The sequence below is a fragment of the Streptomyces sp. NBC_01635 genome (assembly GCF_045209715.1).
Classification (GTDB): domain Bacteria; phylum Actinomycetota; class Actinomycetes; order Streptomycetales; family Streptomycetaceae; genus Streptomyces; species Streptomyces hirsutus.
In genome coordinates this window covers 3,293,043-3,318,104 of sequence record NZ_CP109277.1, presented here as the reverse complement: position 1 = coordinate 3,318,104, position 25,062 = coordinate 3,293,043, and the positions used below count along the sequence as shown (strand labels likewise).

The window sequence follows — 25,062 nt, the reverse complement described above, 5'->3', positions numbered from 1 at the left end:
GGTCAGCACTCCCTTTCGTCGGCGAGTTGGTCGCGTAGGGCTTCGCGGGCGGTTTCGCGGTTGAGCTGGAGATCGCGGGCGATGGTGGCGGCGAGGACGGATTCACCGGGGGTGTGGCCGTGTCCGGCGTACTGCCAGTCGGCCAGGACCAGGACGCTGTCCGGCTCGGCATCGCCCAGGCCGAGGGCAGCGTGTTCCTGGGCGGTGCGGTAGTCGGCGCGGGTCTGGCGGAGGGCGCCCAGGGTGGTGGAGTAGCGGCGGGACTTGGAGGAGAAGTGGCCGCGGAAGCCGAGCATGTGCGCCCAGGCCCACAGCCGCCGGTCGGGATAGAGCGGGTCGAGATCGCGGCAGGCGGTGATCAGGCGGCGGGTGTGGTCGGGCACGCCGTGGCGGTCGAGTTCGGACAGCTCACCGATGCGCCGGTCCAGGGTGCCGGTGTTCTCGGCGGCCTTGGTGGCGTACTTGGCCACGTAGGAGGCGACCGCCTGCTCGGTGAGGTCGGAGCCGTCGCCGAACGCCTTGACCGGCCGGACGTCGAGCTGGGTGCCCCACCGAAAGGTGCGGGCGGGCTGGTCGTCGGCGGCCGGGACGGAGACCGAGGTGTACGAATGCGCGGCGGCGGCCCGGATCGCGTCGGCGAGCAGGCCGACCGTGGCCCAGGACGGGGGCGTGGTGTCCGGCCCGTCGGGTCCGTCGAGGCGGATCACGGCATGGAAATGCACGGCGCCGCGTTTCTGGAACTCGGCGACCTTGCCGTACGACAGCCGGGCCGACTCCTTCAGCTCGCGTTGGGTGAGGCCGGCCCGGGCGGCGACCTCGCGGCGGAGCCGATTGGTGAAGCGCTGCCACAGCTGCCCGGCGTAGTTGTTGAACAGCACGGCGCCCGCATAGTCGTACGTGGCCGGGTCGAGGGCGGTACCCAGCTCCGGGGCGTCCGGGGCGTGGCGAGCCCCGCAGCGGCAGATGCCGTGGTCGGGCCGGTTGTGCACGCGGCCGAACGAGGGCGCGGTGAGGGTGGCGAACACCCGCGGGTGGTCGCGGACGGTGGCGGGGATGTCGCGGCGGTCGTCCCCGGCCAGGCCGGCGCGGATGAGGTGGTAGGTGTCGCCCGCGTAGGTCCAGGCGCAGGCCGGGCAGCGGGAGGCGCGGCGGTTGCCGCAGGCGACGCGGAGCCGTCCGCCCGGCTCGTGCTCGGTGGTGTAGTGGTGCAGGTTCTGGCCGGTGGTCTTGTCCTTGGTCAGGGTCCAGCCGGTCAGGTGGATGGGGTCGGCGCAGCCGCCGGTGCGGCGGATCTGGTCTTGCCAGCGGTCGAAGCCGGGGGCCCCGGCCACCCGCAGCAGATCGCCGAGGGTGACCGGGTCCAGGCCCGGCGGGGTGGCGGTGTCGGTCACGCGGCACCGTCCGAGGTGGGTCCGGTGAGCCGGTCGAGCGCGGAGGCGGCTTCGGTGGCGGCACGGGCCAGGGCGCGCAGGGCGTCGGCGGTGCCGGGGCGGGCGAGGAGCGCGATTTCGATGGAGTCGCCGCCGATGCGGAGGCTGACGAAGCCTTCACCGCCGGACGTGGTGTCGAACACGCTGACGCGGCTGGTGGTGTCCGGCTCCAGGTGCGCCGAGGTGGTGATGGTCTGCACCGCGGTCACCTCCCGGCCCGGACGAGGCCGGTGGCGGGGGTGGTGTGGCCGGTGCCCTGGCAGGTCGGGCAGGTGACGCGGAGGGTGGCGCGGGTGCCGTCGGTGTGGCGGGTGCCGGTGGTGATGGCGACGGTGGCGAAGCCGTTGCAGTCGCGGCAGATCCGCGCGGTCGGGGTGTGCTGGGCCATGATGGGCCTTGCCTTTCGGGTCGTTTGGGTCTGGAAGGTGGGTAGGCGCCCGGGGCGGCGGTTCTTTGGCGAGAGAGCCGCCCCGGGGGCCGTCAGCGGCGCCGGTTGTCGGTGGTGATCAGGGAGCGGATCACCAGGGCGCAGACGGCGAGCGAGGCGCCGGTGAGGGCGACCGCCAGGAGCATGGAGACCAGGACGGCGCCGACGACCAGGACCACGGCGGTGCCGCCGCCGACGAGGGCGAGCGCGGTACCGGGGGTGAGCTGGACCGCGGGCCGGGCCGCGGCCGGGGCGACCGGAACCGTCGGCGGGGTCGGGGCGGTCGGGGTGATAGTGGTCGGCTCGACGACGGCGGGAGGGGTGACCAGGCCGGTGGGCTGGGGCATGGTCGGGAGCTTGGGCCGGAACACGGTGTTTCTCCTTTCGCGGGGTTACTTGACGGCGGTGTCGATGACCGGGGACAGGAGGCTGTCGGCGAGGAGGTAGCCGCCGAGCAGCAGCACCAGGACCAGCCACAGCGGCGGGCGGATGAGCTTGACGCCGAGGACTCCGACGCAGAGCAGGGCGAACCAGAGCGGGACGTCCATGACGGTGGCCTCCTAGCGGACGTGGCAGCGGTGGGTGCGGGCGGCGAGCTGGGCGGCGGACCGGCTGGAGTAGTCGGCGGACCAGCCGCAGCCGTCGGAGCTGCAGACGGCGGCGTGCTTGGTGGTGCCGTGGCGGTCGCGGTGGGTGCCGATCTGCACCGGGCCGATCCGCATCACGGAGTGAAAGAAGTCGCGGGCGGGCATGGAGAGTCGTCTCCTTTCGGATCAGGGGAGTTGGGCGGCGATGGCGTCGGCCATGGGGGCGGGGACGCCGAGGCGGGCGCGGAGGGCGTCGGTGTCGATGCGGGTGCCGGTGCGGGTGTGGTGGTCGTCGGCGACCTTGCGGGCGTGGTCGACCAGCGCGGCCGGGACCGGCACCGCCGGAGGCGGGGTCGGAGCCGGTTCGGCCGTGGGCAGGGCCGGAGGCTCCTCGGGCGCCGGGACGGTCACGGGTTCGGGCGCCGGGTCCGGCTCAGCGGCGGCGACCGGTTCGCGCTCCACCTCGGGCACCGAGTCCGAATCGGGGGCGGAGGGTGCCGGCCGATCCGGGGTGTGCCCGGCGGGTGAGTGGGCAAGCAGGGTGCCGCCCATGAAGGCCAGCGCGGGCCAGGCGGCGACGAGGATGCGCAGCCAGGCCGGGACGTCGCCGAGGTTGAGGAGTCCGGCGGTGGCCACGTTGGCGCCGAGCGAGGCGACCAGGGCGATCAGGAACCAGCACCAGGCCAGCCGGGACGGCCCGTCGGTGCGCAGCCGACGCCAGGCGGCGACCAGCAGCAGGTCGACGGAGACCGGGTAGGCCCAGGCCTTCCAGCCGTCCTGTCCGGCGGCGGCGGCCAGGTCGTGCAGGTGGGCGAAGGACAGGGCACCGGCAATGACGGCCTGAACGAGGACGGCATCCACACGCAGGGCGGAGCGGGGCATGAGGCTTCTCCTTCCGGCTCAGGCGGCGGCCGGGGCGGACTCGACAGCCGGGGCGGTGACCGGCTTCACGGGGCCCGGGGCAGGGCGGAAGGCTTCCAGGCCGGGCAGGTCCGGGGTGCGGTCGGCGTGCTTGTTGCAGAGGTTCACGGCCTGCCGCAGCGAGGTGCGCGGGGCGCGGATGCGGTGCCAGCCGCCGGTGGAGTCCCCGGCGATGGCGACCCCGCGCGCTTCGGCGGGAATCGTGATCGCGGCCAGCACGGCATCCGGGGAGATGTCGCCGAAGGCCATGTTGGCGCTGGTCTCGTCGTTGACGCGGTGCGCGGTCCGGCCGGTGAGCTGGGCGCGGAGCATGGTGATGCCCTTGCCGAGTTCGGAGCCGAAGCGCTGCCCGCAGATCTCCAGATAGATCCCGGCGGCGCGGCCGAGCTGGGCCAGCCGGACCAGGGCGGTGATGATCCGGTCCCGCCGCTTCTCCTGCTCCTTGCTGGCGAACAGCGCGAGTTCGGCGACCTCGTCGACCAGGACGACGATCGGGACGGGCCGCAGGTCGGCGGGCAGGTCCCAAATGTCGGCGGCGATCTCGGCATCCGGCACGCTCAGGCTGATGGACTGGTGGGCGCGGATGAGCCGGTAGACGTCCTCCATGTGCGCCACCAGGGCATCGAGGACCTCGGCGGAGGTATCCGGGGTGTCGGCCAGCGCGGAGAACCGGCGGGCCAGCGGGAACAGCTCCACCCCCTGCTTGCAGTCGATGCCCACCAACGCGACATCCAGCGGGGCGAGCCCGGCCACCAGGTTGCGCTGATAGACCGACTTGCCGGACTCCGTCGCCCCGAGCGTCAGGGCGTGGGGCACGGCCCGGTAGTCGCGAAAGTGCACGGAGCCGTCCTCGCGCAGGGCAACCGGAACCCGCATCGGCCGGGTGTCGTCGACCTGCGTCGGCATCTGCACCCGCTGGAGCACGTCGTAGCCGGTCATCCGCACCTCGACGACGCCGGAGCGCAGCTCACGGGAGGTGACGCCGTACATCCCGAAGGAGTGCCGCAGCCGATCGGAGGAACCGGGCCAGTTCGGAACCGTAGGCGCCGGTCCCCTCGACCCCGACGGTGAGCACGTCACCGTGCGAGCGCATCCACTCCAGCAGGCGGCGGTAGCCGTCGGGGGTGGTGGGGAACGGAGCGGTGGCCAGGTGCCGGCCGATGGTGTCAATCACCGCCGCCTGGTGGAAGTCGGTGTGGGTGTCCACGCCGCCGACCACCACGATCTGATCTGCCATGCCGGGTACTGCTGTCCTTCCGTGCGAGGCGCGAGGGATCGCACGCGGCCGGTCGGACGCCAGGACAAGACTGTGATGGGACCTTTGGCCGGGCTCCTATGAGGTCACAGGCGCCCGACCGGCCGCGTGCAGAGCGGCACCGCCCAGCCGGCCGACGATTCCTGGAAAGGACAGCCCCAAGCGTCAATCGTTCGGTGGGTCAGGCCGCCGAGCGGTGCCACGATCATCCTCACAGTCGTTCGTACAGTGGCGCGCTCCACCTGGACGCCAGGAACCACGCCCGCTCCACGGTGTGTGGGTCGACGGCGGACGGGATGGGAGCTGGGGAGAGTGGTGGGCTGAGGTGTGTCACCAACCGCCGTTGGTTCCGACGTGGAACCTCGTCAGCGCAAAGATGATCAGAAGGTCAAGTGCCATCATGGGGATGGCCCACAGCGGGTAGTACGGAACGAACATGAACTGGGTGATCAGGCTGATCCCTGCCGCCACTGCACCAGCCCCGCGACCCCAGCTCTTGTTTGTCACGACCCCCATGCCGGCAATGACGAGTGCCAGTCCGACCACGATGTGAATCCAGCCCCAAGCGGTTAGGTCGAACCGATAGGCGTACTGGGAAGCGGCGAACAAGTTGTCCCCTGCGATGCCGGACGCCCCCATGAGAATGCTGAGGGGCCCGCTGAGCATCATCACGGCCCCGGCGAACAGGGACGCGCCGCTGAGCCTTTCGCTGCTGTCCGGCCCCCCGTGCCCTCTTCGTGTCTCGTTCGGCATCGCTGCCATAGCCGTCACCTTCCTGTACAGCGCGCTCACCGACGCACAACGCCCATGCGACGCCAGCCACGCTTCCCTGACAGGATCACCGCGATCCCTCGGCACCGCGACCGCAACCCGCCATGAGGGGCCGTGGACTCCTGCCGCACTGGCCGGTGACCTTCGGCTACTGGCGCCCGACACCAGTAGCTGACACCAACAGGGGCGAACGGCGGCGGTCAGGACTGAACCTCAGCGGACCAGCTATCCAAACCAGAGGGCGCTTGACGCAGTACGCCCATCCGACGTGATCGACCTGATAAGGATGAGGCCAGATCTCAAAGCCGGCCCCCGGTACGGGCGCTGACCTACTGATGGACGGCGCCCACTTGCTTGACTGGGCCATTGAGACTCCGCCGACCTAGGTTATGCGCAAGGCTCGCCTGACTCCTCAATCTCTCCCAAACTGTCAAGGTACTGGTTCAATTCATCCACCGTACGACATGTGAGCGTCGTTCCATCCGGCATCTCTACCTCGTGCGGCTTCCCACTCTCGATAGAGTCGATGATATCGCTAAGCGTTTGAAGGGCTACCTCCAAGGCGTTTTCAAGCGTTGTCTTGCGGCTCTCACGAATCAATTCAGCTACCCTCCCGAGACGCCCGAAGAGGGAAACCTCAATGCTGCCGTCTTCGTGCTCCAGAACCAAGATTCCCGACTGTGGGTTGTAGCTCACCTCGACGTTCATCGAGCTAGAGAGCACGCCGAGCAGGACCTCTGAGCCCTCCCGCTCCCTACTGAAGCGCCTATGACGAGCGAGGGTTTTTGCGCGTATCCGCTCCAGCCCTCGAAGGTCGAACGTGTTCGCTCGCGGAATCAGGATCTTTGCCTTCTTTCCCGAGGTATCTATGGGTAGAGAAGGCTCCTGGACCATGTCCCAAGCGACAGCGCCTGTTTCCCTGTCCCAGACGATAAGAAAAACAGGATCCCAGAATTCACGCCAATGCTGAAGGTGATCAAAATTTACTGGGTATCTGAGGTGCCCACCCTTCTTCTTGACGAACCGAGACAACGTTTCTACGGATTTCGCTTGCACGTAAAATGTGTAAGGAGTTGCCTCTCCATCCTCGAAGATACGAACTAACAGGTCTTCGCCGTAATCCTTACCGAGCACCTCGACGGTCCACCCCTGTAAGGTAAATGCTTCCTGCATTTTCACGATGGACATGTCCGCTTTTAGGTGTGACCGAGGGCGCTTGGGTGACATACGGTCAGTTAGCTAGCTATGGACCGTTGACACCAGGGGCACCGTGACAATCAACGGGCTCAGGCCACAGACCGCGCTGGGCCGTCTCTGGGCCGTCCGAGGACGGCCGACGACGACAGATGACGACAGTCGATGACGGCTCTTCCCCTGCTCAGAGACGGTGCTTCGGGTACCGGCGCAGGTGCCGATCAGTGAAGCAGAGTTGAGGAAGTTCAGAGTCTCTGTGGGGCTTGACAACTAATGGTGCGTCATGCGTTCATCGTTGCAGGGCTGGACACGCACCGCCCGAGCCGCTGCCACGCGCCCATGCCGCGGATGGCTACGACGGCCAAGGCCTCTCGGGGCCCGTGCTCTTCGATCCTGTTCGGACACGGCAAAAAGTCTGACGGATGCATGGGGCCCGTGGGAAGGAAAGTGCCGTGCCCAAGAAGCAGAGCACAGCTCAGAAGAAGGCTCGGAAGCTCACCCGCTCCGAAAGCGTCCCGTACAGCGTTGTATTGGCGCAGATGACTGCGCCGGCGGCAGACGATCAGCGGATCCTCGTTGGCTCAATCGGGTCGAAGCTGGACCTCCAGCAGATGTTGGCGGAGGCCATGAAGCCGAAGCTGGACCTCCAGCGGGCGTTGACTCGCTCACACCCGAGCTGACCTCTCGTTCAGGGGCGCCGGCTGCGGTACAGCAGAGAAGTACAGCAACTGTGGCAACCGCAGCCGACCGTCCTGAACCGATCCCGCCCCCGTGACCAGCTCGGGAGACCTCAGCGAACTTCGTGCCCGTAGTTCGCATCGAGGTGGTCAGCGTCCCTCAAGCGATGCCCCGGCTTGTAGTTCCGGGGCCGTCTCTGGGCCATTCAAGGTCAGCCGACGCCGACCGACAACAACAGAAGCCCACGGCGTCCGAAGTGGTCAGAGCCGTGGGCTTCTTCGGTCTCGCTGGTCAGCGGGACCGGTGATCAGTGGACCGGCTATTCATGCGTTGTCAGGCGGTGGCCGCGGCTGGTTGCTACGCGGAGGGTGTCTCTCAGGGCTCCGGTCAGGTCCTTCGCCAGGAGGCGCAGGTCGTCCGGCTCCGTATCGGTGTCGGCGAGCATGTCCAGCGCCTGGTCCAGCAGCGTGGTCGCCATGCCGAGTTGTACCGATTCGAGGTTGTCGGCCAGGCGGGACAGGTAGCTGTCGCTGTCATCGGTGCTGAGGAAGCAGGGCTTGCCGTCGGGCCCCGTCCATGGGAGGAGCCGCAGCTCGTGTGACGTCGTCACTCTTCCGTCTCCTTCTCGTCGATCATGTGGTGAGTGGTGAACATCGCGTCGGCGCGGTCCCCCGGCAGCACCAGGAGCGCGGCCTCGACCACGCGTCCGGCGGTGTCGGCCGTCTGGCGTGTGATGGTGAGGACCGCCAGGGCAGAGCTGATCCGAAGGGTGGATGCCTCCTCCGGTGTCGGGAGTCGGACGCTGACCCTCTCCCGCACTTCAGCCGGCGGCGGGTGTAGCTGTGTCAGCCACGTCGTCACCCCCTCGTACAGGAGCGGCTCGCGGAGCGCGGCGGCCGGCGCCAGGTCGCAGGGGACGTAGATGCGGGCCAGGCTGTGTGGTCTCTCGCCCTCGTGGCTGAGGCAGAGGAACTCGGTCAGCGGGCTACTGGCCGGCACCTTCAGCAGGGTCGCCAGATGTCCGCGGGCCCGGATCCGGGTGGTGTGGACGGTGACGCTGAGAGCGGTGTCAGCGGCGGTCTGTCCGTCGGGGGTTTGTCCTCCTCCGACGTATGTGATTCTGCGGAGGGGGCGACGAACGAAGTTCCCCTTGCCGTGGGCCTTTTCGACGAGGCCTTCCCCTTGGAGTACGGCGAGAGCGTTTCGGAGCGTTGGTGTGCTGACCCTGTATTGCGCGGCGAGGTGGGACTCGGAAGGGAGGCGTTCGCCGGGCTTGAGCCGGCCTGTGGCGATCCGGTCTCGGAGGTCATCGGCGATGGCGTCGCGACGCGAGGGCATGGGAGGGATCACCGCCTCGCACTCTCAGGAGCCGCAGGGCGATGAGCCGGGTCCTCGTGTGCATGGTCAGCAACTCGCCCGAGTCGAACACAAGTCGTTTGGCTCCACCGGGCAGTTGGAAGATGTCGGTCACCCGGCACTGCCGGCCTCCAACCTGGATGACGTCGCCGCGCTGCACGCTGGCCGTGGTGATCTCGACGGGGGAGAGCACCGCGCCGCTGGGTGTTCCTCCCCTCACCGCGCCGCCTCCGTCGGTACTTCACGGTTGGCGATCGTGTGGCACGAGCAGTCGCAGGACTCGTAGATCACCGGTACGTCGACCGGTGCGGTGGCTGGGGAGGACTCCGCGCAGGCGTGGTGCGTGCCGATCCGGCAGGAGCTCGACCGGTAGGAGTCGGCTTCCGCCCGTGTGGTGTGGGGCTGTTGGCGAGGCGGCATCAGTGGTCACCGGCCGGGACGAACCAGGGACCGGCGAAGGGCGGGCAGGGTACGGCGGTCGAGCGGTGCCGTGCACGTGCCTCACTGGCCAGCACGTACGGGCGGACGAGTGCGGTCTCCTCGCCGATGAGCACGCCGGTGTGGTGTCGGCCGTGGCTCAGGAGCAGCGGTGCGCCATGGACGATCACGGGCGATGCGGCCAATGGCCGGGCGGGCTGTGCGGGGCGGCGGTGTCGGCCCTTGTGGGGGTGCCGCGCGCTGATGCGCGAGGCGGTACGGCGGATACGATTGAACACGCTGTTCAGCTCCTATCGCTGATGGTCCGGTCCCCCGACATCGCCCGTCGCGGGGACCGTTTTGCGTACGACCGCCCAGAGAGTGCGGTCGTTCGAGCTGGTGGCGAGGAGGCCGAAGCGGTCGGCCTGCGCCACCGCTTCCAGGACCTCCCGCCATGACGCGGCGGAGAGGGGTTCCGGCACCTCCGCCTCGATGGCCGTGCAGTCGTCGCGCTCCTCCACACGGGTGGCGAGCCCGACGGCCGATAACCGGGCGGCGATGGCCTCCGCGCTCACCTCTGAAGCAGGCACAGGGCATCCTCCGGTCACCGGCGATCACTTTGAGTGAAGTTAGTTAACTAGATTAGAGCTAGTGGACTAGATTTTCCATATGTCTGAGCAGCCGCCCTATCTCCGCATCGCCGACGAACTACGGCGGCGGATCGCGGAGCACGAGTGGACGCCAGGGGACCGGCTCCCCTCCCGCGCCCAGATCGCCCAGGAGTGCGGCGTGGGTGACAACGTGGTCCGCCGCGCACAGGAGCTGCTGATCTCCCAAGGCGTGCTGGAAGGTCGCGCCGGTTCCGGCACCTACGTCGCCGAGCCCCGGAAGCGCGTCCGAGTGGTCCGTTCCTCAGCGCGCGAGCAGCCCGACGGCTCCCCGTTCCGCGCGGACATGAAGGCCGTGGGCAGGCAAGGAGATTGGGAGAGCCGGACCGACGCCAAGGTCCCGGCACCGGCGGAGATCACGGCGCGTCTCGGCATCGCCGAGGGGGAGCTGTGCGTCCGCACCGCGTACGAGTTCCTGGCCGACGGCAGGCCGGTGCAGCTGTCGACGAGCTGGGAACCGTACGACCTCACCGCCGGCACCCTCGTCGTCCTCCCCGAAGGCGGGCCGCACGCCGGGACAGGCGTCGTGAACCGCATGGCCGAGATCGGCATCACCGTCAGCCACGCCGTGGAGCAGCCCGAGCCCCGGCACGCGACCGCCGAGGAGGCTTCACTTCTGGGCATCCAGAAGGGCTCACTCGTCACGCACATCCGGCGGACCTACTACAGCGACCAGGGGCAGCCCGTGGAGACCGCGGACATCGTGGTGCCCGCCGCCCTCTGCGAGATCGTCTACGAGATCCCGATCAGTCGATAGCCGGTAACCCGGTAATCGGCCGACTCCGGCGCCCGTTGCCCATGCCCCCATGCCGTCGTCCGCGCGTGCCCCCTCCGTGCCCCTTCCGTGCCCGATCGAGCAGGAAACCACGGGGAACACCGGGCAGCCACGGAGTCCGGGCATGCGAACGACCCCCGACCAACTTCCCAGGTCAGGGGCCGTTCACACTGCTCTCAGAGCGGAGGCGGTGGGATTTGAACCCACGGTGACATCGCTGCCACGACGGTTTTCGAGATCGTCGGCCGACGTTCGCCGAAGTGCCGGCCGAGGTGCTCACGGCCCGGGCCAGTCCAGCCACAGGACAGTGGCATCGTCGCGTGGGTCGTGCTTCGTGGTCGTGAAGGCCCGGCCTACCTAACCGGACCTTCATCTTCTCCTGGCCGTTCGTCAGGCATGTCCAGGATGGGCTCTCGGGTGTACCGAGGGCTCTCAGGTGGTGGGGCCGCACTAGGGATCATGAGTCCGGCGAGGAGCCCGCTTAGATCATCCGTGGATAGCGCCAGGCCCAGGGTCTGCACGATGCGCAGAGCACAGTCCCGGATGGACTGAGCGTCCATCTCGGGCGCCGCCGTGCTCCTAATCTCGTCACACACTCGGCGGAACTGCTCAGCGCTGATCGTTGGCCGGCTTACCGGTTGCGCCATGGTGCGCTCCTCCTGGAAGAACGGGCCCCACCCACTCCTCCAGAAAGCGCTGAGCACACCCCAACGGCAACTGGAAGAGCCAGCGCGCAGCCGCTTGGTCAGAGGCCAATGAACGGTTGTGGGGCGCTCCGCTGTGCTTGTCGCGGCGGCACGATAGCCCGGTGTGGCGGGGGAGTGACACTCTCTGCCCTGGGCCGTCTGTGGGCCGTGCGAGGCTGCCCGAGGCCGACCAACGGCGACCGACAGTGACAGTCGAGCCACGGCCACCAGCAATGAAACCCCAGGTCAGCGCCCCCCGATCGGATGGGTTTCCCCCTGGGGGTGGCGGTCGGGCAAGATGGGGTGTATCTGCCCACTGCCAGTTTCAAGCTGCCGGACGGTTTCTCTTGGCTGAGTTCATTTACACCATGCGCAAGGCGCGCAAAGCGCACGGCGACAAGGTGATCCTCGACGATGTCACCCTGAGCTTCCTTCCGGGGGCGAAGATCGGTGTCGTCGGCCCGAACGGTGCCGGTAAGTCGACCGTTCTGAAGATCATGGCGGGGCTGGAACAGCCGTCCAACGGCGACGCCTTCCTCACCCCCGGTTACACGGTGGGCATCCTGCTCCAGGAGCCCCCGCTGAACGAGGAGAAAACCGTCCTGGAGAACGTCCAGGAGGGTGTCGCCGAGATCAAGGGCAAGCTCGACCGGTTCAACGAGATCGCCGAACAGATGGCGACCGAGTACACCGACGAGCTCATGGACGAGATGGGCAAGCTGCAGGAGCAGCTCGACCACTCCAACGCCTGGGACCTCGACGCCCAGCTCGAGCAGGCCATGGACGCCCTGGGCTGCCCGCCCGGCGACTGGCCCGTCGCCAACCTCTCCGGTGGTGAGAAGCGCCGCGTCGCGCTCTGCAAGCTGCTGCTTGAGGCGCCCGACCTGCTGCTCCTCGACGAGCCCACCAACCACCTCGACGCCGAGTCGGTGAACTGGCTCGAGCAGCACCTCGCCAAGTACGAGGGCACCGTCGTCGCCGTCACCCACGACCGGTACTTCCTGGACAACGTCGCCGGGTGGATCTGCGAGGTCGACCGCGGCCGGCTGCACGGCTACGAGGGCAACTACTCCAAGTACCTCGAGACCAAGGCCACCCGCCTCAAGGTCGAGGGCGCCAAGGACGTCAAGCGGCAGAAGCGCCTCAGGGACGAGCTCGAGTGGGTCCGCTCCAACGCCAAGGGACGCCAGGCCAAGTCCAAGGCCCGTCTCGCCCGGTACGAGGAGATGGCCGCCGAGGCCGACAAGATGCGGAAGCTGGACTTCGAGGAGATCCAGATCCCCCCGGGTCCGCGGCTGGGCAGCATCGTCGTCGAGGTGAACAACCTCAGCAAGGGCTTCGACGAGAAGCTGCTGATCGACGACCTCAGCTTCACGCTGCCGCGCAACGGCATCGTCGGGATCATCGGTCCGAACGGCGCGGGCAAGACCACGCTGTTCAAGATGATCCAGGGCCTCGAGGAGCCCGACTCCGGGTCGATCAAGGTCGGCGACACCGTCAAGATCTCCTACGTGGACCAGAACCGCGCCAACATCGACCCCAAGAAGACGCTGTGGGCGGTCGTGTCGGACGAGCTCGACTACATCAACGTGGGCCAGGTCGAGATGCCCTCGCGGGCGTACGTCTCCGCCTTCGGGTTCAAGGGCCCGGACCAGCAGAAGCCTGCCGGTGTCCTCTCCGGCGGTGAGCGCAACCGGCTGAACCTCGCGCTCACCCTCAAGCAGGGCGGCAACCTGCTGCTCCTCGACGAACCGACCAACGACCTCGACGTCGAGACCCTCAGCAGCCTGGAGAACGCGCTGCTGGAGTTCCCCGGGTGCGCCGTGGTCATCTCCCACGACCGGTGGTTCCTGGACCGCGTCGCCACGCACATCCTCGCCTACGAGGGCGAGTCCAAGTGGTTCTGGTTCGAGGGCAACTTCGATTCGTACGAGAAGAACAAGATCGAGCGGCTCGGTGCGGACGCCACGCGGCCGCACCGCGCCACCTACAAGAAGCTGACCCGGGGCTGATCTCTTGCGGCACATCTACCGCTGCCCGCTGCGCTGGGCGGACATGGACGCGTACGGCCACGTCAACAACGTGGTCTTCCTCCGGTACCTGGAGGAGGCCCGTATCGACTTCCTGTTCCGCCCGGACAAGGACTTCCAGCAGGGGTCCGTGGTGGCCCGCCATGAGATCGACTACAAGCGGCAGCTCGTCCACCGGCACGCGCCCGTGGACATCGAGCTGTGGGTCACACAGATCCGTGCCGCGTCCTTCACCCTCGCCTACGAGGTGAAGGACGGCGACCAGGTCTACGTCCGGGCCTCCACGGTGATCGTGCCGTTCGACTTCGAGGCACAGCGTCCGCGCCGGATCACCCAGGAGGAGCGGGAGTTCCTCCAGGAGTACACGGACGACGGCGACAGCAGGAGTGAAGCCGCCGCCGACGCCGACGAGGACGAGGCCGTCGCGGCATGACGGTGCTCCACCTCGCCGACGAGAGGGAGGCCGCGGACCTCGCGGCCTTCCTCTCCCGGCTGCTCCACTACGACCGTGGGGCCGCGGTGCGCCTCCAGGCGTCGGGCACCGCACTGGCCGTGTTCGGCCGGCCGCCCTCCTTCGAGGTGCTGGCCGTCCGCGCCGTGCGGCTGGCCAAGCCGTACGAGGACGGTATCGACGTCACCCTGGACGTGACCGTGTCTGCCGGTGAGCTGCTGGAGGCGGTGGACGAGACCGCTGCCACCGCCGCCGTGCCGGGCGCGGTGACCGGGCCGCCGTGGGCCGGGATGCTGCCTCCGCGAAAGGGCTGGCAGGCCGAACCCGGGCTGCCCGCATCGGATTCCCTGCGGGCGCTCGTTGCCGCCGCGGTCGCCGAATTCAAGGCGCGTACGGGTGAGTTGGCGCCCGAGTCGCGTACCCGGGCCGAACTCGACCGGATCGGGCGGGAGATCTGGTCCCGCACGGTCGCCCCGACCGACCTTCCGGTGCGGGCCGTGCACGCGGCCCAGTCGCTGGGGTTCTTGCGGACGGCGGCCACGTCCGCCGGTGCGGACGGCGAGTCCGGAGAACCGGTGCTGCTGGCCTCGGGCCCGTGGCTCCGGCTGCGGACGCCGTACGGGTCGATCGCCCTGCGGCGGGCGGGAGCGGCCGGGGCGCTGGGGCTCAGCGTGCGCTGAACCCCCGGGTGCTCCGGTCCGGAGGGTGTCTCAGTCCGGAGAGTTGATCATCGAGGCCGCCGCGTACGTCAGGTACTTCCACAGCGTCTGCTCGTGCTCCTCGGACAGGCCGAGTTCGTCGAGGGCGACGCGCATGTGTCCCAGCCAGGCGTCGTGCGCGGCCCGGTCGACCTTGAACGGCACGTGCCGCATCCGCAGCCGCGGGTGGCCCCGGTTCTGGCTGTACGTGGTCGGGCCGCCCCAGTACTGGATCAGGAACAGCGCGAACCGCTCCTCGGCCGGGCCGAGGTCCTCCTCCGGGTACATGGGACGCAGCAGCGGGTCCCCGGCCACGCCCTCGTAGAAACGGTGGACGAGCCGGCGGAAGGTCTCCTCCCCGCCGACCTGCTCGTAGAACGTCTGCTCCTGAAGCGTGCCGCGCCGAATCTCTGTCACCCGTACATGGTCTCAGACAGGACGGCATAGGCCTCAAGGCCTAGGTCCCGCCGTTCTGCCCCTTGGTCCCGGTCCCGGGAGGACCGGCCCGGGGAGGACCGGGACCCCGTCCCGGCTCAGGGTCTCGTCCCCGTACCGGTGCTCGTACTGTGGAGGCATGGGCGGGCATGCTGCTCAGCGGGATTTGGACGACCTCGCCGGCTCGGCGCGGGCGGCGCTGGTGCGTGAGATCGCCGCGCGCGGGACGTTCGAGACCGACCCCGTGTGGCGGGAGGCCTTCGAGGCCGTGCCGCGCCATCTGTTCGTGCCGTACTACTACGTGGGCGCCGTCGGCGGCTACGAGCGGCGGTGGGGTGAGGGCCCCGACCCCCGGGCGGGCGAGGCCTGGGTGCGCGGCGCGTACGAGGACATTCCGCTGGCCATCCGGATGCGCGACGGCGAGCTGCTCTCCTCCAGCAGCCAGCCGTCCCTGATGGCGCTGATGCTCGTCGCACTGGGCGTCCGCGACGGCGACCGGGTCCTGGAGATCGGCACCGGCAGCGGCTACAACGCCGCCCTGCTCGTCCACCGGCTCGGTGACGACGACCTGGTCACCACCGTCGACCTCGAACCGGAGATCACCGAGTCGGCCCGCCGGCACCTGGACGCCGCCGGATACCACCCGGTGGTCGTCACCGGCGACGGCGCGCGCGGGGTGCCCGCACGCGCCCCCTACGACCGGATCATCGTGACCTGCACCCTGCCGTCCGTGCCCGGGGCCTGGCTCGCCCAGTGCCGGCCCGGCGCCCGCATCCTCGCCCCGTTCGCCACCGGCCTGATCGTCCTCACCGTGCACGGTCCGGGACACGCCGAGGGGCGGTTCCTGCACACGCCCGCCTACTTCGTGCCCCTGCGCGGCGCGAACCGGTCGCGGGCGGTGCCGGCCGACGAGACCGGCCTGGCCGACGTGCCGCGCCGGGCCAGGGACAGCGACCTGTTCCGGTTCCTGATGGCGCTGACCGCGGGCAGTGTCGGGGCCGGGGAGGCGTACGAGGTGTGGCGGCGGGAGGGACGGCCGCAGCGTGAGCGTTACGGCCTCACGGTCGGCGAGGACCGGTGCTGGGCGTGGCTGGACGACCCAGGAGGGCCGCACCGCTGGGTGCTGCCCTCCTGAACCCTGAACCCTGAACCCTGAACCCTGAACCCTGAACCCTGGACCTCGAGCCCTGGACGGGTCTCCGGCCGGGGCGTCCCCGGCTCAGCCGCGGTGGATGGTGATCGTCGTCCAGGCGCCCACGTGGACGCGGTCGCCGTCCTGGAGCGGGACCGGGACGAACGGCTGAATCGGTTCCTCCGAACCGTTGACCGTCGTGCCGTTCGTCGAGTTCTGGTCGACGACCGCCCAGCTGCCGTCCGGCTGCTGCACCAGCACCGCGTGCTGGTGCGAGACACCCGGGTCCTCCGGCGGCGTCGACAGGTCGATGTCGGGGGTGTCACCGGTGGAGTGGCGCCGACGGCCGATCGTGAGCTGGTTGCCGGTCAGGGTGCGCTGCTGCTCGGGCGAGTACGCGGGCAGGTTCAGGCCCGTGGCCTCGGGGCCGGAGCGGTGCATCATCGCCATGAAGTAATCGCGGTCCGGACCGATCGTGGCGGTCCAGGTCACCGGGCCCTGGGCCTGCTGCGGGAAGCCGCCGGGACCGGACGGCGCCTGGGTCGCACCGGGCTGCGGGTAGCCGTAACCACCGTGCCGGCCCTGTCCGTGCTGGCCCTGTCCGTGCTGGCCCTGTCCGTGCTGACCGGGGCCGTTCGGGCCGCCCTGGCCGGCACCGGGGCCGTTGGCCGGCGGGGGGATGACCCAGTCGTCCTCGCCGCCGAAGGCGGGACCGCCCTGCTGCGGGGGCCGGCCGGTCTCCTGCGGGAATCCGGGCGGGGCCGGCGGGCCGGAACGGTACGCCTGCGGGCCACCGGGACCGTTCGGACCACCAGGACCGTTCGGGCCTCCGGGGCCACCGGGGCCGTTCGGACCGGCGGGGCCTCCGTAGCCGCCCTGGCCACCCGGACCGCCCTGCGGACCGGGTCCACCGGGACCGTTCGGCCCACCGGGGCCACCGGGACCTCTGTATCCGCCCGGGCCGGGCGGCGGCGGTACCGGGCGTGAGGGGTCGCCGCCGAAGCCGGGCGGGCCCGGCGGGATCGGCTCGGCCGGCCGGTTCACCTGGGACGGACGGGAGCCCTGGTAGTCGTAGGAGTCACCGCCGTTGCCACCGCCGTACGTCGGGCCGGGCGGGGGCTGCTGCTGGTACCCGCCGTGACCACCCTGGCCACCGGGTCCGGGGCCGGGTCCGCCCGGGCCGGGGCCGGCGGGGCGCGGGGCTGCCGGGGTGTACGAGGTCGCCGTGTTCGTCAGGAAGTTCCACCGGCACTCCTCGCAGAACGGCGCGGCACCCTCACGGGGCGTGCGGCACTGCGGGCACAGCTCCGCTCTGCCACCGGGTCCACCGGGCCCACCGGGACCGCCGGGTCCCCCGTATCCGCCCGGGCCGCCGGGACCGCCCTGGCCGCCCGGGGGCGGGAATCCGTAACCGCCGGGCGGCGGGGGAGGAGGAGGCGGCGGCACGGACCCCGCCATGCGGTGGCCGCACACCTCGCACCAGTCGTCGGAACCCGACTGGTGTCCGTTCGGGCAGGTCGGCATGTCGGCGCTTCCTCCTCTCCTTGTCCGGTCGCTTCCGACCGAAGTTCTCCGGCCCGTGGGCCGGGCTCGTTCAACTCGCGTTCACTTCTTTACACGAACAGTCTTGGTGGACCGGGTTTCGAGTGTCATCTCGTCGGCCTCCTCGACCCTCGCTTTCAGTCGCACAGTACCGGTCGCGGCGTCGACCACGTCCACCACCTTCGCAAGCAGTTTCGCAGTATCGGCGTTGCCGGAGACACTCGCGAGCTGGACGGCCCGGCCCAGTTTGGACGTTGCTCCGTCGAAATCGCCTGCTTTGCGCAAATCAAGGCCCTGTTGGATGACTTGGGCCAGTTCGGCCTGCCCGGTGTAATGGGCGACTTGGGGGTTGATGGACGTCGAAGCGGCCATGTCGTCCGTCCACACGGCTCGCACCAGACCCTGCGCGCCGAGCTTCTGGACCCCCTCCGGACCGCTTCCGGCGGAGGCGCCCGCGGGCTGCGGGATGATCAGCGAGAGCCGGGCGGCGAGCATCTCCCGCCCCACGTCCGCGGCCGGGACCTCGACGCAGACGTGGTAGTCACGGGACTCGTCGCCCCAGGAACCCAGCGGATAGTCGCCCGCGCGGGGGCCGGCCTCGGTGCGCCGCTCGGTCAGCTCCTCGACCGTCGGCGCGACCTGTTTGACGAATTTCACACGCGCGCCCAGCGGGGTCCACAGCCGCAGGGCGACGTCCGCGACCTCCTTGCCCATCGCCGTCTCCATCATCCGCGTGAAGTCGTCGGCGAGTCCGGCCGGATCGGCGACGATGTCGGCGCTGCCGAGGAGGTCGGAGGCGATCGCTGTGACTTCTTTCACTTCCCAATCGGTGCCCACACCGCGGGCGTCACAGGTGAACCGTCCGGCACACGCCTCCAGGGCCGCCTTCAGGTCCTCGGGCGACTCGTGCTCGTTGCGCCCGTCGGTGAGCAGGATGCCGTGCCGGATCGCCACGTCCGCCGACGCCAGCAGCCGGTCGGCCAGCTTGAGCCAGGTGCCGATGGCGGTGCCCCCGCCCGCGCTCAGCGTGCGCAGCGACCGCTTGGCCTGCTCGCGGGTGGCGGCGACGGCGACCGCGAGCCGCCCGGCGCCGGGGTAGACCTCCTTGGCGACGTGCGTGCCGCCGACCACCGCGAAGTGCACGCCGTCGCGCAGGGCGTCGATCGCGGCGGCCGTGGCGTCGCGGGCGTTGCGCATCTTCGTCGGCGGATAGTCCATCGAGCCGGAGCAGTCGACCATGAGCACCACGGCCGCCGACGGACCCTCACCGGGCGCGTAGAGGTGAGGGGCCGCCACCGCGCTGCCGATGGTGCCGCCGCCGGTCGCGGTCACCGTGACGATGGCGTTGACCTCGCGGCCGCCCTCCGGCAGGTACTCGTTCTGGTACACGTCCACCGAGAACTGCGGCACGTTCGACTTCGCGAAATTGGCCATGCCTGCTTCTCTCCCCCTGGAGAACCCCGACGAACGGGGCGACGACAAAAGGCGGACCGGTCCCCTCCGGTTCGCCGGTGCTTGTCCGCAGCTCTCCTGCGGTTCCCTGCGGCTTCCCTGTACTTTCCCCGTCAAGGGCTTGCCGTACGCGGCCTCAGGCCGATCCTGCCCCCTGGGGCACGGCCGGGAACGGGACGAGGGCCACTGTTACGTTGTCGTGGCCCCCGCCGTCGAGAGCGTGTCCGACCAGGACCCGCGCACCGTGCAGCGGACGGACGGCGGCGTCGGCGGGGAGGGTCCGGGCCATCTCCTCGGCCGACTCCGCGTAGTTCCACAGCCCGTCCGTGCAGACCACGACCACTCCCGGCCGGTCCGGCTTGAACGACGCGGTGTGCGGATCGAGTTCGTACGCGTCGGCGCCGAGCCAGCCGGTGATCGCGTGGGCACGCTGGTCGGCGTACGCCTCGGCCTCGCCCATCAGGCCCGCGGCGACCATCTGCGCGGCCCACGAGTCGTCCTCGGTGAGCCGGGCCGGGGGAGCGGCGCGGTCCACCGGGACCCAGTACACGCGGCTGTCGCCGACCCAGCCGACGACCAGCAGGCCGTCCGTCACCACGGCGCCGACGAAGGTGCAGGCCGGGGAGTTCTGGTGCGGGGCGCGCTCCCGCTCCGTCTCGGGCTCGTCGGCCAGCGCGTTGACCGCGTCCGACGCGGCGATGATCGCCTCGTGCATCGCCTGCTGCGGGTGCGTGCCGCGCGGCAGGGCCGCGAGCAGCGACGCGCTCGCCGCCCGGGACGCGGCCAGCGAGGCCTCGTCGGGCCGGGTCGCGGAGGAGACGCCGTCGCAGACGATCGCGACGGAGACGGGGGAGCCGTCGGGCAGCGTGGTGGTGCCGATGCCGAAGGCGTCCTCGTTGCGGTGGTGGCGCAGGCCGCGGTCGCTGACCGCGGCCAGCGGGCCGCATTCCTGTTCCATGTGGTCCCGTTCGCGTGGCTGGGCGTGGCCGCAGTTCTCGCAGTAGCCGTCGTCGTCCACCCTGCCCGCACGACAGGCCACGCACACGGAGCCACCCGGGGCGGCAGAACCCTGTTCGGCCTCCCGTTCGGCGGCCACGCGCGGGTCCGGGGCCTGCAGCGGGTACTCCTCGGGCTGCGCACCCGGGCCGGCGACGGGCTGGGCGCCCGGCTGAGGGATCTGCTGGACACCCGGCTGCGGGACCGGGTCGGCCACCGGCTGGGCCGGACGGTCGAAGCGCACGCCCGAGGACCGGGGCGCCCCGGCGGCCGGGGGCGAGGCGGGCGGCTCCGGGGGCGCGGGCGAAGGCGGGGGCGGCGGTGCGGGCGCGGAGTAAGGGGAATGGGGGTGGGGGTGGTGGCCGGTCAGCGGCAGACCGGCCGAGTCGGTGCCCGCCAGGTCCGCGGGCCGGTGCGTCGGGGCGGACACACCGGAACCGTCCGGGCGGACGGTGGGCCAGTCCGGCTCGGTCGGTGTCGGTACCGGCGCCCGACGAGCCGCCGGGGGAGCCGGGGGAGCCGGGGGAGTGACCGGGGGCCGGGGTGCCCCGCGTTCCGCCGGACTCGGCGACGGCACCGCGCCGTTCCCGGTGTTCCCGGTGTTCATGGTGATCGTCGGATGGTCTGTCGGCGGAGCCGGGACGGCCGACAGGTCGTATCCGCACGCACCGCAGAATCGATCACCCGATTCGAGGGGTTCCTCGCAGCTCGGGCATTTCGACAGAGCGGCCTGCTGGGGCATCTGCGACATCAACTACACCCACGTCCGGGGGCGGTAACGGTTGGCACGTTCCACCAGGTCGATCCTCTCCTCACCGCTCCGCGCCAGCCGGGCCAACGTGCGGTACGAGCGCTCGAGTCCGAAGCGCAGGTCCCGCTCGTCCAGCCCGCTGCCGAGCAGTGTCCTTCCCCCGGCGGCGTTCCGCCGCCCCCGTCCCGGCGGAGCCGGAAGCGGAAGCGGAACGGAACCCTGGCCCCCGGAGAGTACCCAGTCGAGCGCGCAGCCGAGGACCTCGGCCGCCAACTGCTCCCGGCGCGCCGGATCCAGACCGTACGACTCCAAGGCCTCGACCTGGCCCGACGCGGCACTCAGGTCGTCGAGGAACGGTAGGTCACCCGCGGTCGCGGTCCGCCCCCGCAGCCGGGCGCGTACGGCCGCCACCCGCGCGGCCGTGTAGTGGATCGACGACTCCGGCACCGACTCCAGCGTCCGTACGGCGCCGCGCCGGTCGCCGGTGGCCAGCCGTACCCGGGCCAGGCCGAACGCCGCGCTCACATGGCTCGGGTCGGTCGACCACACCAGGCGGTAGTACTCGGCGGCGTTGTCGAGCTGGCCCAGCACCTCGGCGCACAGGCCGAGCGCCAGCTTCGGCGCGATCTCGCCGGGGAAGGCGTCGTAGATCGCGTCGAAGGCGAGCGCGGCGCCCTCGTGGTCACCGGTGACCAGGGCGGCGACCCCGCGGTACCAGACCACCCGCCAGGCGTCGGGTTCCTGCTCCTCCAGGGTCCGCAGCGCGGCCAGCGCGGGCTCCGGCTCGCCGGTCTCCAGCCAGGCGCGGACCTGCCGCAGCCGGGTTTCGGTCGACGGCGCGGGCGCCGCGGCCAAGGCGTTGACCAGCTCCGCGGGCGCGGAGGCCAGCAGTCCCGCGAGGAAACCGGCGTTGGGGTCGGCCGGGTCGATGCGCGGGACGGGCAGCGCGAGCGCCGCCGCGGCGGTGTCGACGGACTTGACGAGGCCCGGGGCGGCGCCCGAGGGGGCGCCCGGGGACACGGGGGCGCCGGAGGGCACGAGGGCGCCGGGCTGCCCGCCCGCCGCGCCCCCGCCGCCCGCCGCCGCGCCGCCCCCGCCTTCGGGGAGCTGCTCGGGCCGCGTGAGCGGGGTGACCTGTGCGGCCCGCGTGAGCCGTCCGCGTCCCGGCCCTCTGCGGGACACCGTCCGCGCTCCCAGCCGCGACACGTCGCCGTACGACGCCGGGAACAGCTCGGTGTCCGTCACCCGCAGCTCCGGACCGAACAGGGTCGACAGGGCGGGGCGGGCGCGGCCCGACTGGAGCGAGACGACCTCGCGCAGGACGCCGGTGAGCTGCTCGGCCATCTCCTGAGCGGAGGCGAACCTGCGGTCCGGGTCGGGATCGGTGGCGCGGACCAGCAGCCGGTAGAACGACTCGTACTGCCGGAAGACGTCGATGTGGTCCGGGTCGGGCAGCGAGTCCGCGTAGACGTTCGTGTAGCCCTGGAAGTCGAAGGTGAGGACGGCGAGGGTCCGGGCGACCGTGTACAGGTCGGAGGCGACCGACGGGCCGACCTCGGCGACCTCCGGGGCCTGGTAGCCGACCGTGCCGTAGATGGCCGACTCGTTGTCGTCCGCCCGGCGTACCGCGCCCATGTCGATCAGTTTGAGCTCGTCCTCGGTCTGGATCGCGTTGTCGACCTTGAAGTCGCAGTACAGCAGGTTGCGGGAGTGCAGGTGCCCCAGCGCCTCGAGCGCCTCGATGCCGTACGCGCACGCCTGCTCCACCGGCAGCGGGTCCCGTCTGCCGTCCGGTGTGCGGCGGCCGTTGGCGATCTCCTTGAGGGCCTTGCCGCCGACGTACTCCATGACGATGTAGCCGTCCAGCGAACCGGTGCGCTGGTCGAGGTGCTCCACGAAGTTGTAGATCCGCACGATGTTGGCGTGCTCGATCTCCGCGAGGAAGCGCCGCTCGGAGATCGCCGCCTCCATCGCGTCCTGGTCGCCCGTGTCCAGCAGGCCCTTGAGGACCACCCAGCGGTCCGAGACCGCCCGGTCCACGGCGAGGTAGATCCAGCCCAGGCCCCCGTGCGCCAGACAGCCGACCACTTCGTACTGGCCGTGCACCACGTCACCGGCCCGCAGCTTCGGGACGAACGAGTACGGGTGGCCGCACTTGGTGCAGAAGCCCTCGGTGCGGCCCGGCCGGCCGGCCCGCGCGCGGCCCACCTGGGCGCCGCAGTCCGAGCGGGAGCAGAATCGCTTCCGCTCCGGGACCTCGGGGTTGTCCAGCACCATCGCGCGCGGATCGGGCCGCGGGATCGGCGGGACCTGGACCAGCCCCGCACCCAGCCGGCCCCGGCCGGAGGAGCTGCCGACGGACCCGGAGCTGCGCACCGACACCGAGCGGTCGGCGCCGCCGCCCGGGAGCGAGCGGGAGAGCCGCCCGGACACCGAGCGCCGTGACCTCGCCGACTGCGACGACGTACGCGAACTGCGGCTGCCGGTACGGGCACTGCCGCCGGAACCGCCGGAACCGCCGGAACCGCCGGAACCGCCGGAACCGTCGGAACCGCCGGAACCGTCGGAGCCGCGAGAACCCCGTGAGCTGCGTGAACCGCGCGACTCCCGGCCGCCGACGGTGACGCCGGTGGGGGACGAGCCGACCTCTCCGGTCGGCGACACGACCGGGGCGAGTCCGCAGGTGCCGCAGTACAGTTCGCCGCCGCCGACGTCCTCGTAGGCCCCCTCGCAGCCGGGACGCTGGCAGGCGCGGGGCGCCGCGGCGGCGGCCTGCGCCGGCTGCTCCTGCTGCTCCCTGCTCCCGCTCTGCTCCCCGTTCCCGCTCTGCTCCTGGGTCCCGTTCCGTTCCCCGGAACCACCGCCGGGCTGCCCCTGGGGCCGGCCCTGGTGGTGCGTCCGGTTCTCCGCCTGACTCATGCGGCTGCCTCCCCCTCGTCACTCATGCGCCGGCCCCCCACGCTCCTCGGGCGTGCCCCGGCCGGGCTGCCCGTACGGGCCGCGACCGGACTGCCCGTGCGGGCCGGACTGGCGGGGCACCCGTTGCTGCGCCGTGCCGAGGAGTTCGGCGGCGGCGTGCTGGTAGCGCAGCACCGCCTCCTCGGCGACCCGCAGATCGCAGGGCGCGCTCCACAGCATGCGGCGCGCCTTCTCGTACCGCTCGGCCAGCACGGTGTCCTCCGCGAGGCCGTGCCGGGCGACCTTCGCCTTGTAGGCGTCGAGCCGGCCGCGCAGTTCGGCGCGGATCGCCAGCGGCGCGGTGACCGCAGTCAACGACTCGCGGGCGCGCACCAGTTCGTCCTCGGCCTTCTGCTCCAGGGACTCCAGGAGCGGGGACAGCCGGTGCCACTGGGCGTGCCTGCGGTACTCGGCGGCCGTCGCCAGCTGCTCCTGCAGCACGGTCGGCGGGCCGCTGACCACCGGCACCTCCGTGGCGGCGATCTTCGCGAGCACCTCGCCGCGCGCCGTGCGCGCCTCGGCGAGGGTGCGGTCGGCGCGCGAGAGGACGTCCCGCAGCCGCACGATCCGCTTCTCGGAGTCCTGGCGGACCGCGAGCACCGCGTCGATCTCGCGGCGCACCTCCTCCAGGGCGCGCGCCTCGCGGTCGTACACCGTCGTGTCCGGCCGGCCGCCGCCCGGCGCCGAACTGCCCTCCAGGGGCTTCCAGAAGGCCAGCGGGTCGGAGATCACCTGCTCGCGCAGCTGCGTCAGGGTGCGGGTGATCCGCTCCAGGTCGTCGCCCGCCGGGTGCTCGCCGGGGCGGACCCCTACGGGGTGGGCGAGCCTGCGGGTGCGCTGGAGCTCGGCGGCCAGGAGGTCTATCCGCGCGGGCAGCGCCGACCACACCGCGTCCGCGGCGACGACCATGTCCAGCGAGGACGCGTACAGCTCGTTCATCAGCTCGACCAGCGCGGCCAGCGAGTAGCGCTCGCTGAGGCGGCCCGCGCGGCCTTGGAGCGTCGGCGCGTTCGCCGTGGTGGTGGCCGAGCCCGCGACCGTGACGCACTCGCCGCGCAGCAGCTCCGTCAGCTCCGCCAGGTCCTCGCGGCTGGACCAGCGGCGCCGGGCGCGGATCTCGCGGGCGGTGCGCAACGCGCCGGAGTATGCGTCGAAGTACGTCCACAGCAGCGTGATCGAGGCCTCGGTGGCCTGCCAGCGCTCCTCGGTACGGCCGGTGAGACGGGCGCCCTCCAGGAGTCTGCGGCCCGCGTGGTCCTGCAGGGCGAGGAGCGAGGTCTCGACCGCCTCGTGCTCCGCGCCGAGCCGCGCGAGCGCACGGTCCACCTCGTCCCGGTCCATCACCGGCCCGGCGGGATCCGTGTCGCCCATCGATCACCTCTCGCTGCGGGTCGGTCGTCGACGTCCGGTCGCTGACGTCCGTGCGTCGACGTTCGTGCGTTGACGTTCGTG

The 25,062-nt window shown here is 70.9% G+C and carries 28 protein-coding genes and 1 pseudogene; 6 read left to right on the top strand and 23 right to left on the bottom strand.

Annotation, left to right across the window (positions count from 1 at the left end; genetic code table 11):
* Positions 1-2 precede the first annotated feature (2 nt).
* The 11 genes and pseudogenes from repSA to OHB56_RS15510 all read right to left on the bottom strand — a co-directional run bounded on the left by repSA (position 3) and on the right by OHB56_RS15510 (position 6,579).
* Positions 3-1,391, bottom strand: a complete 1,389-nt coding sequence (gene repSA / locus OHB56_RS15560; RefSeq protein ID WP_406353896.1) for a replication initiator protein RepSA — start codon at positions 1,389-1,391, stop codon at positions 3-5.
* Positions 1,388-1,630 (bottom strand): hypothetical protein, encoded by a 243-nt coding sequence (locus tag OHB56_RS15555; RefSeq protein WP_406353894.1) that lies wholly within the window; start codon positions 1,628-1,630, stop codon positions 1,388-1,390. The genes repSA and OHB56_RS15555 overlap by 4 nt, the downstream gene beginning before the upstream one ends.
* A 5-nt stretch (positions 1,631-1,635) precedes the next feature.
* The gene (locus OHB56_RS15550; RefSeq protein ID WP_406353892.1) at positions 1,636-1,818 is read right to left on the bottom strand and encodes a hypothetical protein; all 183 of its coding nucleotides are present in this window, start codon (positions 1,816-1,818) and stop codon (positions 1,636-1,638) included.
* Positions 1,819-1,910: 92 nt separating this feature from the next.
* Complete coding sequence (locus OHB56_RS15545) at positions 1,911-2,228, bottom strand: SpdD-like protein (RefSeq protein ID WP_406353890.1); 318 nt, start codon at positions 2,226-2,228, stop codon at positions 1,911-1,913.
* A 21-nt stretch (positions 2,229-2,249) separates the two neighbouring features.
* Positions 2,250-2,405 (bottom strand): hypothetical protein, encoded by a 156-nt coding sequence (locus OHB56_RS15540; RefSeq protein ID WP_384211650.1) that lies wholly within the window; start codon positions 2,403-2,405, stop codon positions 2,250-2,252.
* Positions 2,406-2,417: 12 nt separating this feature from the next.
* Positions 2,418-2,609: a mobile element transfer protein gene (locus tag OHB56_RS15535; RefSeq protein WP_406353888.1), complete on the bottom strand. Its 192-nt coding sequence runs from the start codon at positions 2,607-2,609 to the stop codon at positions 2,418-2,420.
* 21 nt (positions 2,610-2,630) lie between these two features.
* A complete protein-coding gene (locus OHB56_RS15530) occupies positions 2,631-3,326 on the bottom strand; it encodes a DUF2637 domain-containing protein (RefSeq protein ID WP_406353887.1) in 696 nt (231 codons plus the stop codon).
* A gap of 18 nt (positions 3,327-3,344) precedes the next feature.
* Positions 3,345-4,385 (bottom strand): annotated as a pseudogene (locus OHB56_RS15525) (FtsK/SpoIIIE domain-containing protein); the annotation flags it as partial.
* Positions 4,333-4,602: a transposase gene (locus OHB56_RS15520; protein WP_406353885.1), complete on the bottom strand. Its 270-nt coding sequence runs from the start codon at positions 4,600-4,602 to the stop codon at positions 4,333-4,335. The pseudogene OHB56_RS15525 and the gene OHB56_RS15520, both read right to left, overlap by 53 nt.
* Positions 4,603-4,950: 348 nt before the next feature.
* On the bottom strand, positions 4,951-5,382 hold the full coding sequence (locus OHB56_RS15515) for a hypothetical protein (RefSeq protein ID WP_240497545.1): 432 nt from the start codon (positions 5,380-5,382) through the stop codon (positions 4,951-4,953).
* A 396-nt stretch (positions 5,383-5,778) separates the two neighbouring features.
* Positions 5,779-6,579: a DUF4365 domain-containing protein gene (locus OHB56_RS15510; protein WP_406353883.1), complete on the bottom strand. Its 801-nt coding sequence runs from the start codon at positions 6,577-6,579 to the stop codon at positions 5,779-5,781.
* 458 nt (positions 6,580-7,037) lie between these two features.
* Between OHB56_RS15510 and OHB56_RS15505 the strand changes: the two genes are divergently transcribed.
* The gene (locus OHB56_RS15505; RefSeq protein WP_406353881.1) at positions 7,038-7,265 is read left to right on the top strand and encodes a hypothetical protein; all 228 of its coding nucleotides are present in this window, start codon (positions 7,038-7,040) and stop codon (positions 7,263-7,265) included.
* A 317-nt stretch (positions 7,266-7,582) separates the two neighbouring features.
* Here the strand turns inward: OHB56_RS15505 and OHB56_RS15500 are convergent, their stop codons facing one another.
* The 6 genes from OHB56_RS15500 to OHB56_RS15475 are packed head-to-tail and all read right to left on the bottom strand — an operon-like array spanning position 7,583 to position 9,626.
* The gene (locus OHB56_RS15500) at positions 7,583-7,873 is read right to left on the bottom strand and encodes a hypothetical protein (protein WP_406353879.1); all 291 of its coding nucleotides are present in this window, start codon (positions 7,871-7,873) and stop codon (positions 7,583-7,585) included.
* Positions 7,870-8,601 (bottom strand): GntR family transcriptional regulator, encoded by a 732-nt coding sequence (locus OHB56_RS15495; protein ID WP_406353877.1) that lies wholly within the window; start codon positions 8,599-8,601, stop codon positions 7,870-7,872. The genes OHB56_RS15500 and OHB56_RS15495 overlap by 4 nt, the downstream gene beginning before the upstream one ends.
* Positions 8,570-8,839, bottom strand: a complete 270-nt coding sequence (locus OHB56_RS15490) for a hypothetical protein (RefSeq protein WP_406353875.1) — start codon at positions 8,837-8,839, stop codon at positions 8,570-8,572. The genes OHB56_RS15495 and OHB56_RS15490 overlap by 32 nt, the downstream gene beginning before the upstream one ends.
* Complete coding sequence (locus OHB56_RS15485; RefSeq protein WP_406353873.1) at positions 8,836-9,039, bottom strand: hypothetical protein; 204 nt, start codon at positions 9,037-9,039, stop codon at positions 8,836-8,838. Before OHB56_RS15485 ends, OHB56_RS15490 begins: the two co-directional genes overlap by 4 nt.
* The gene (locus tag OHB56_RS15480; RefSeq protein WP_406353871.1) at positions 9,039-9,335 is read right to left on the bottom strand and encodes a hypothetical protein; all 297 of its coding nucleotides are present in this window, start codon (positions 9,333-9,335) and stop codon (positions 9,039-9,041) included. The genes OHB56_RS15485 and OHB56_RS15480 overlap by 1 nt, the downstream gene beginning before the upstream one ends.
* Positions 9,336-9,347: 12 nt before the next feature.
* Positions 9,348-9,626: a hypothetical protein gene (locus OHB56_RS15475; RefSeq protein WP_406353869.1), complete on the bottom strand. Its 279-nt coding sequence runs from the start codon at positions 9,624-9,626 to the stop codon at positions 9,348-9,350.
* Between the two features lie 79 nt (positions 9,627-9,705).
* Between OHB56_RS15475 and OHB56_RS15470 the strand changes: the two genes are divergently transcribed.
* From OHB56_RS15470 to OHB56_RS15455, 4 genes are all read left to right on the top strand, one after another.
* Positions 9,706-10,461 (top strand): GntR family transcriptional regulator, encoded by a 756-nt coding sequence (locus OHB56_RS15470; RefSeq protein ID WP_406353867.1) that lies wholly within the window; start codon positions 9,706-9,708, stop codon positions 10,459-10,461.
* A gap of 1,051 nt (positions 10,462-11,512) precedes the next feature.
* Positions 11,513-13,177, top strand: coding sequence for an energy-dependent translational throttle protein EttA (gene ettA, locus OHB56_RS15465; RefSeq protein ID WP_406353865.1), 1,665 nt, complete (start codon positions 11,513-11,515; stop codon positions 13,175-13,177).
* A gap of 4 nt (positions 13,178-13,181) precedes the next feature.
* Positions 13,182-13,628 carry a thioesterase family protein gene (locus OHB56_RS15460; protein WP_326752803.1) on the top strand — a complete coding sequence of 149 codons (447 nt, stop codon included), beginning with the start codon at positions 13,182-13,184 and terminating at the stop codon, positions 13,626-13,628.
* Positions 13,625-14,326, top strand: coding sequence for a hypothetical protein (locus OHB56_RS15455; RefSeq protein WP_326752802.1), 702 nt, complete (start codon positions 13,625-13,627; stop codon positions 14,324-14,326). Before OHB56_RS15460 ends, OHB56_RS15455 begins: the two co-directional genes overlap by 4 nt.
* Before the next feature lie 30 nt (positions 14,327-14,356).
* Here OHB56_RS15455 and OHB56_RS15450 read toward each other — a convergent pair whose 3' ends face one another.
* Positions 14,357-14,761: a globin gene (locus OHB56_RS15450; protein ID WP_326752801.1), complete on the bottom strand. Its 405-nt coding sequence runs from the start codon at positions 14,759-14,761 to the stop codon at positions 14,357-14,359.
* Positions 14,762-14,918: 157 nt separating this feature from the next.
* On the opposite strand from OHB56_RS15450, the gene OHB56_RS15445 reads away from it, so the two are divergent.
* Positions 14,919-15,914, top strand: a complete 996-nt coding sequence (locus OHB56_RS15445; RefSeq protein WP_406353863.1) for a methyltransferase domain-containing protein — start codon at positions 14,919-14,921, stop codon at positions 15,912-15,914.
* An 84-nt stretch (positions 15,915-15,998) separates the two neighbouring features.
* On the opposite strand, the gene OHB56_RS15440 is transcribed toward OHB56_RS15445, so the two are convergent.
* The 5 genes from OHB56_RS15440 to OHB56_RS15420 form a co-directional block, all read right to left on the bottom strand.
* Positions 15,999-17,435 (bottom strand): FHA domain-containing protein, encoded by a 1,437-nt coding sequence (locus OHB56_RS15440; RefSeq protein ID WP_406353861.1) that lies wholly within the window; start codon positions 17,433-17,435, stop codon positions 15,999-16,001.
* An 81-nt stretch (positions 17,436-17,516) separates the two neighbouring features.
* Complete coding sequence (locus OHB56_RS15435; RefSeq protein WP_406353859.1) at positions 17,517-18,887, bottom strand: vWA domain-containing protein; 1,371 nt, start codon at positions 18,885-18,887, stop codon at positions 17,517-17,519.
* Positions 18,888-19,041: 154 nt separating this feature from the next.
* Positions 19,042-20,652, bottom strand: coding sequence for a PP2C family serine/threonine-protein phosphatase (locus OHB56_RS15430; RefSeq protein ID WP_406353857.1), 1,611 nt, complete (start codon positions 20,650-20,652; stop codon positions 19,042-19,044).
* A 3-nt stretch (positions 20,653-20,655) separates the two neighbouring features.
* Positions 20,656-23,571: a tetratricopeptide repeat protein gene (locus OHB56_RS15425; protein WP_406353855.1), complete on the bottom strand. Its 2,916-nt coding sequence runs from the start codon at positions 23,569-23,571 to the stop codon at positions 20,656-20,658.
* A gap of 18 nt (positions 23,572-23,589) precedes the next feature.
* Entirely contained in the window at positions 23,590-24,981 is a 1,392-nt protein-coding gene (locus tag OHB56_RS15420) for a hypothetical protein (protein WP_406353853.1), read from the bottom strand.
* Positions 24,982-25,062: the final 81 nt, after the last annotated feature.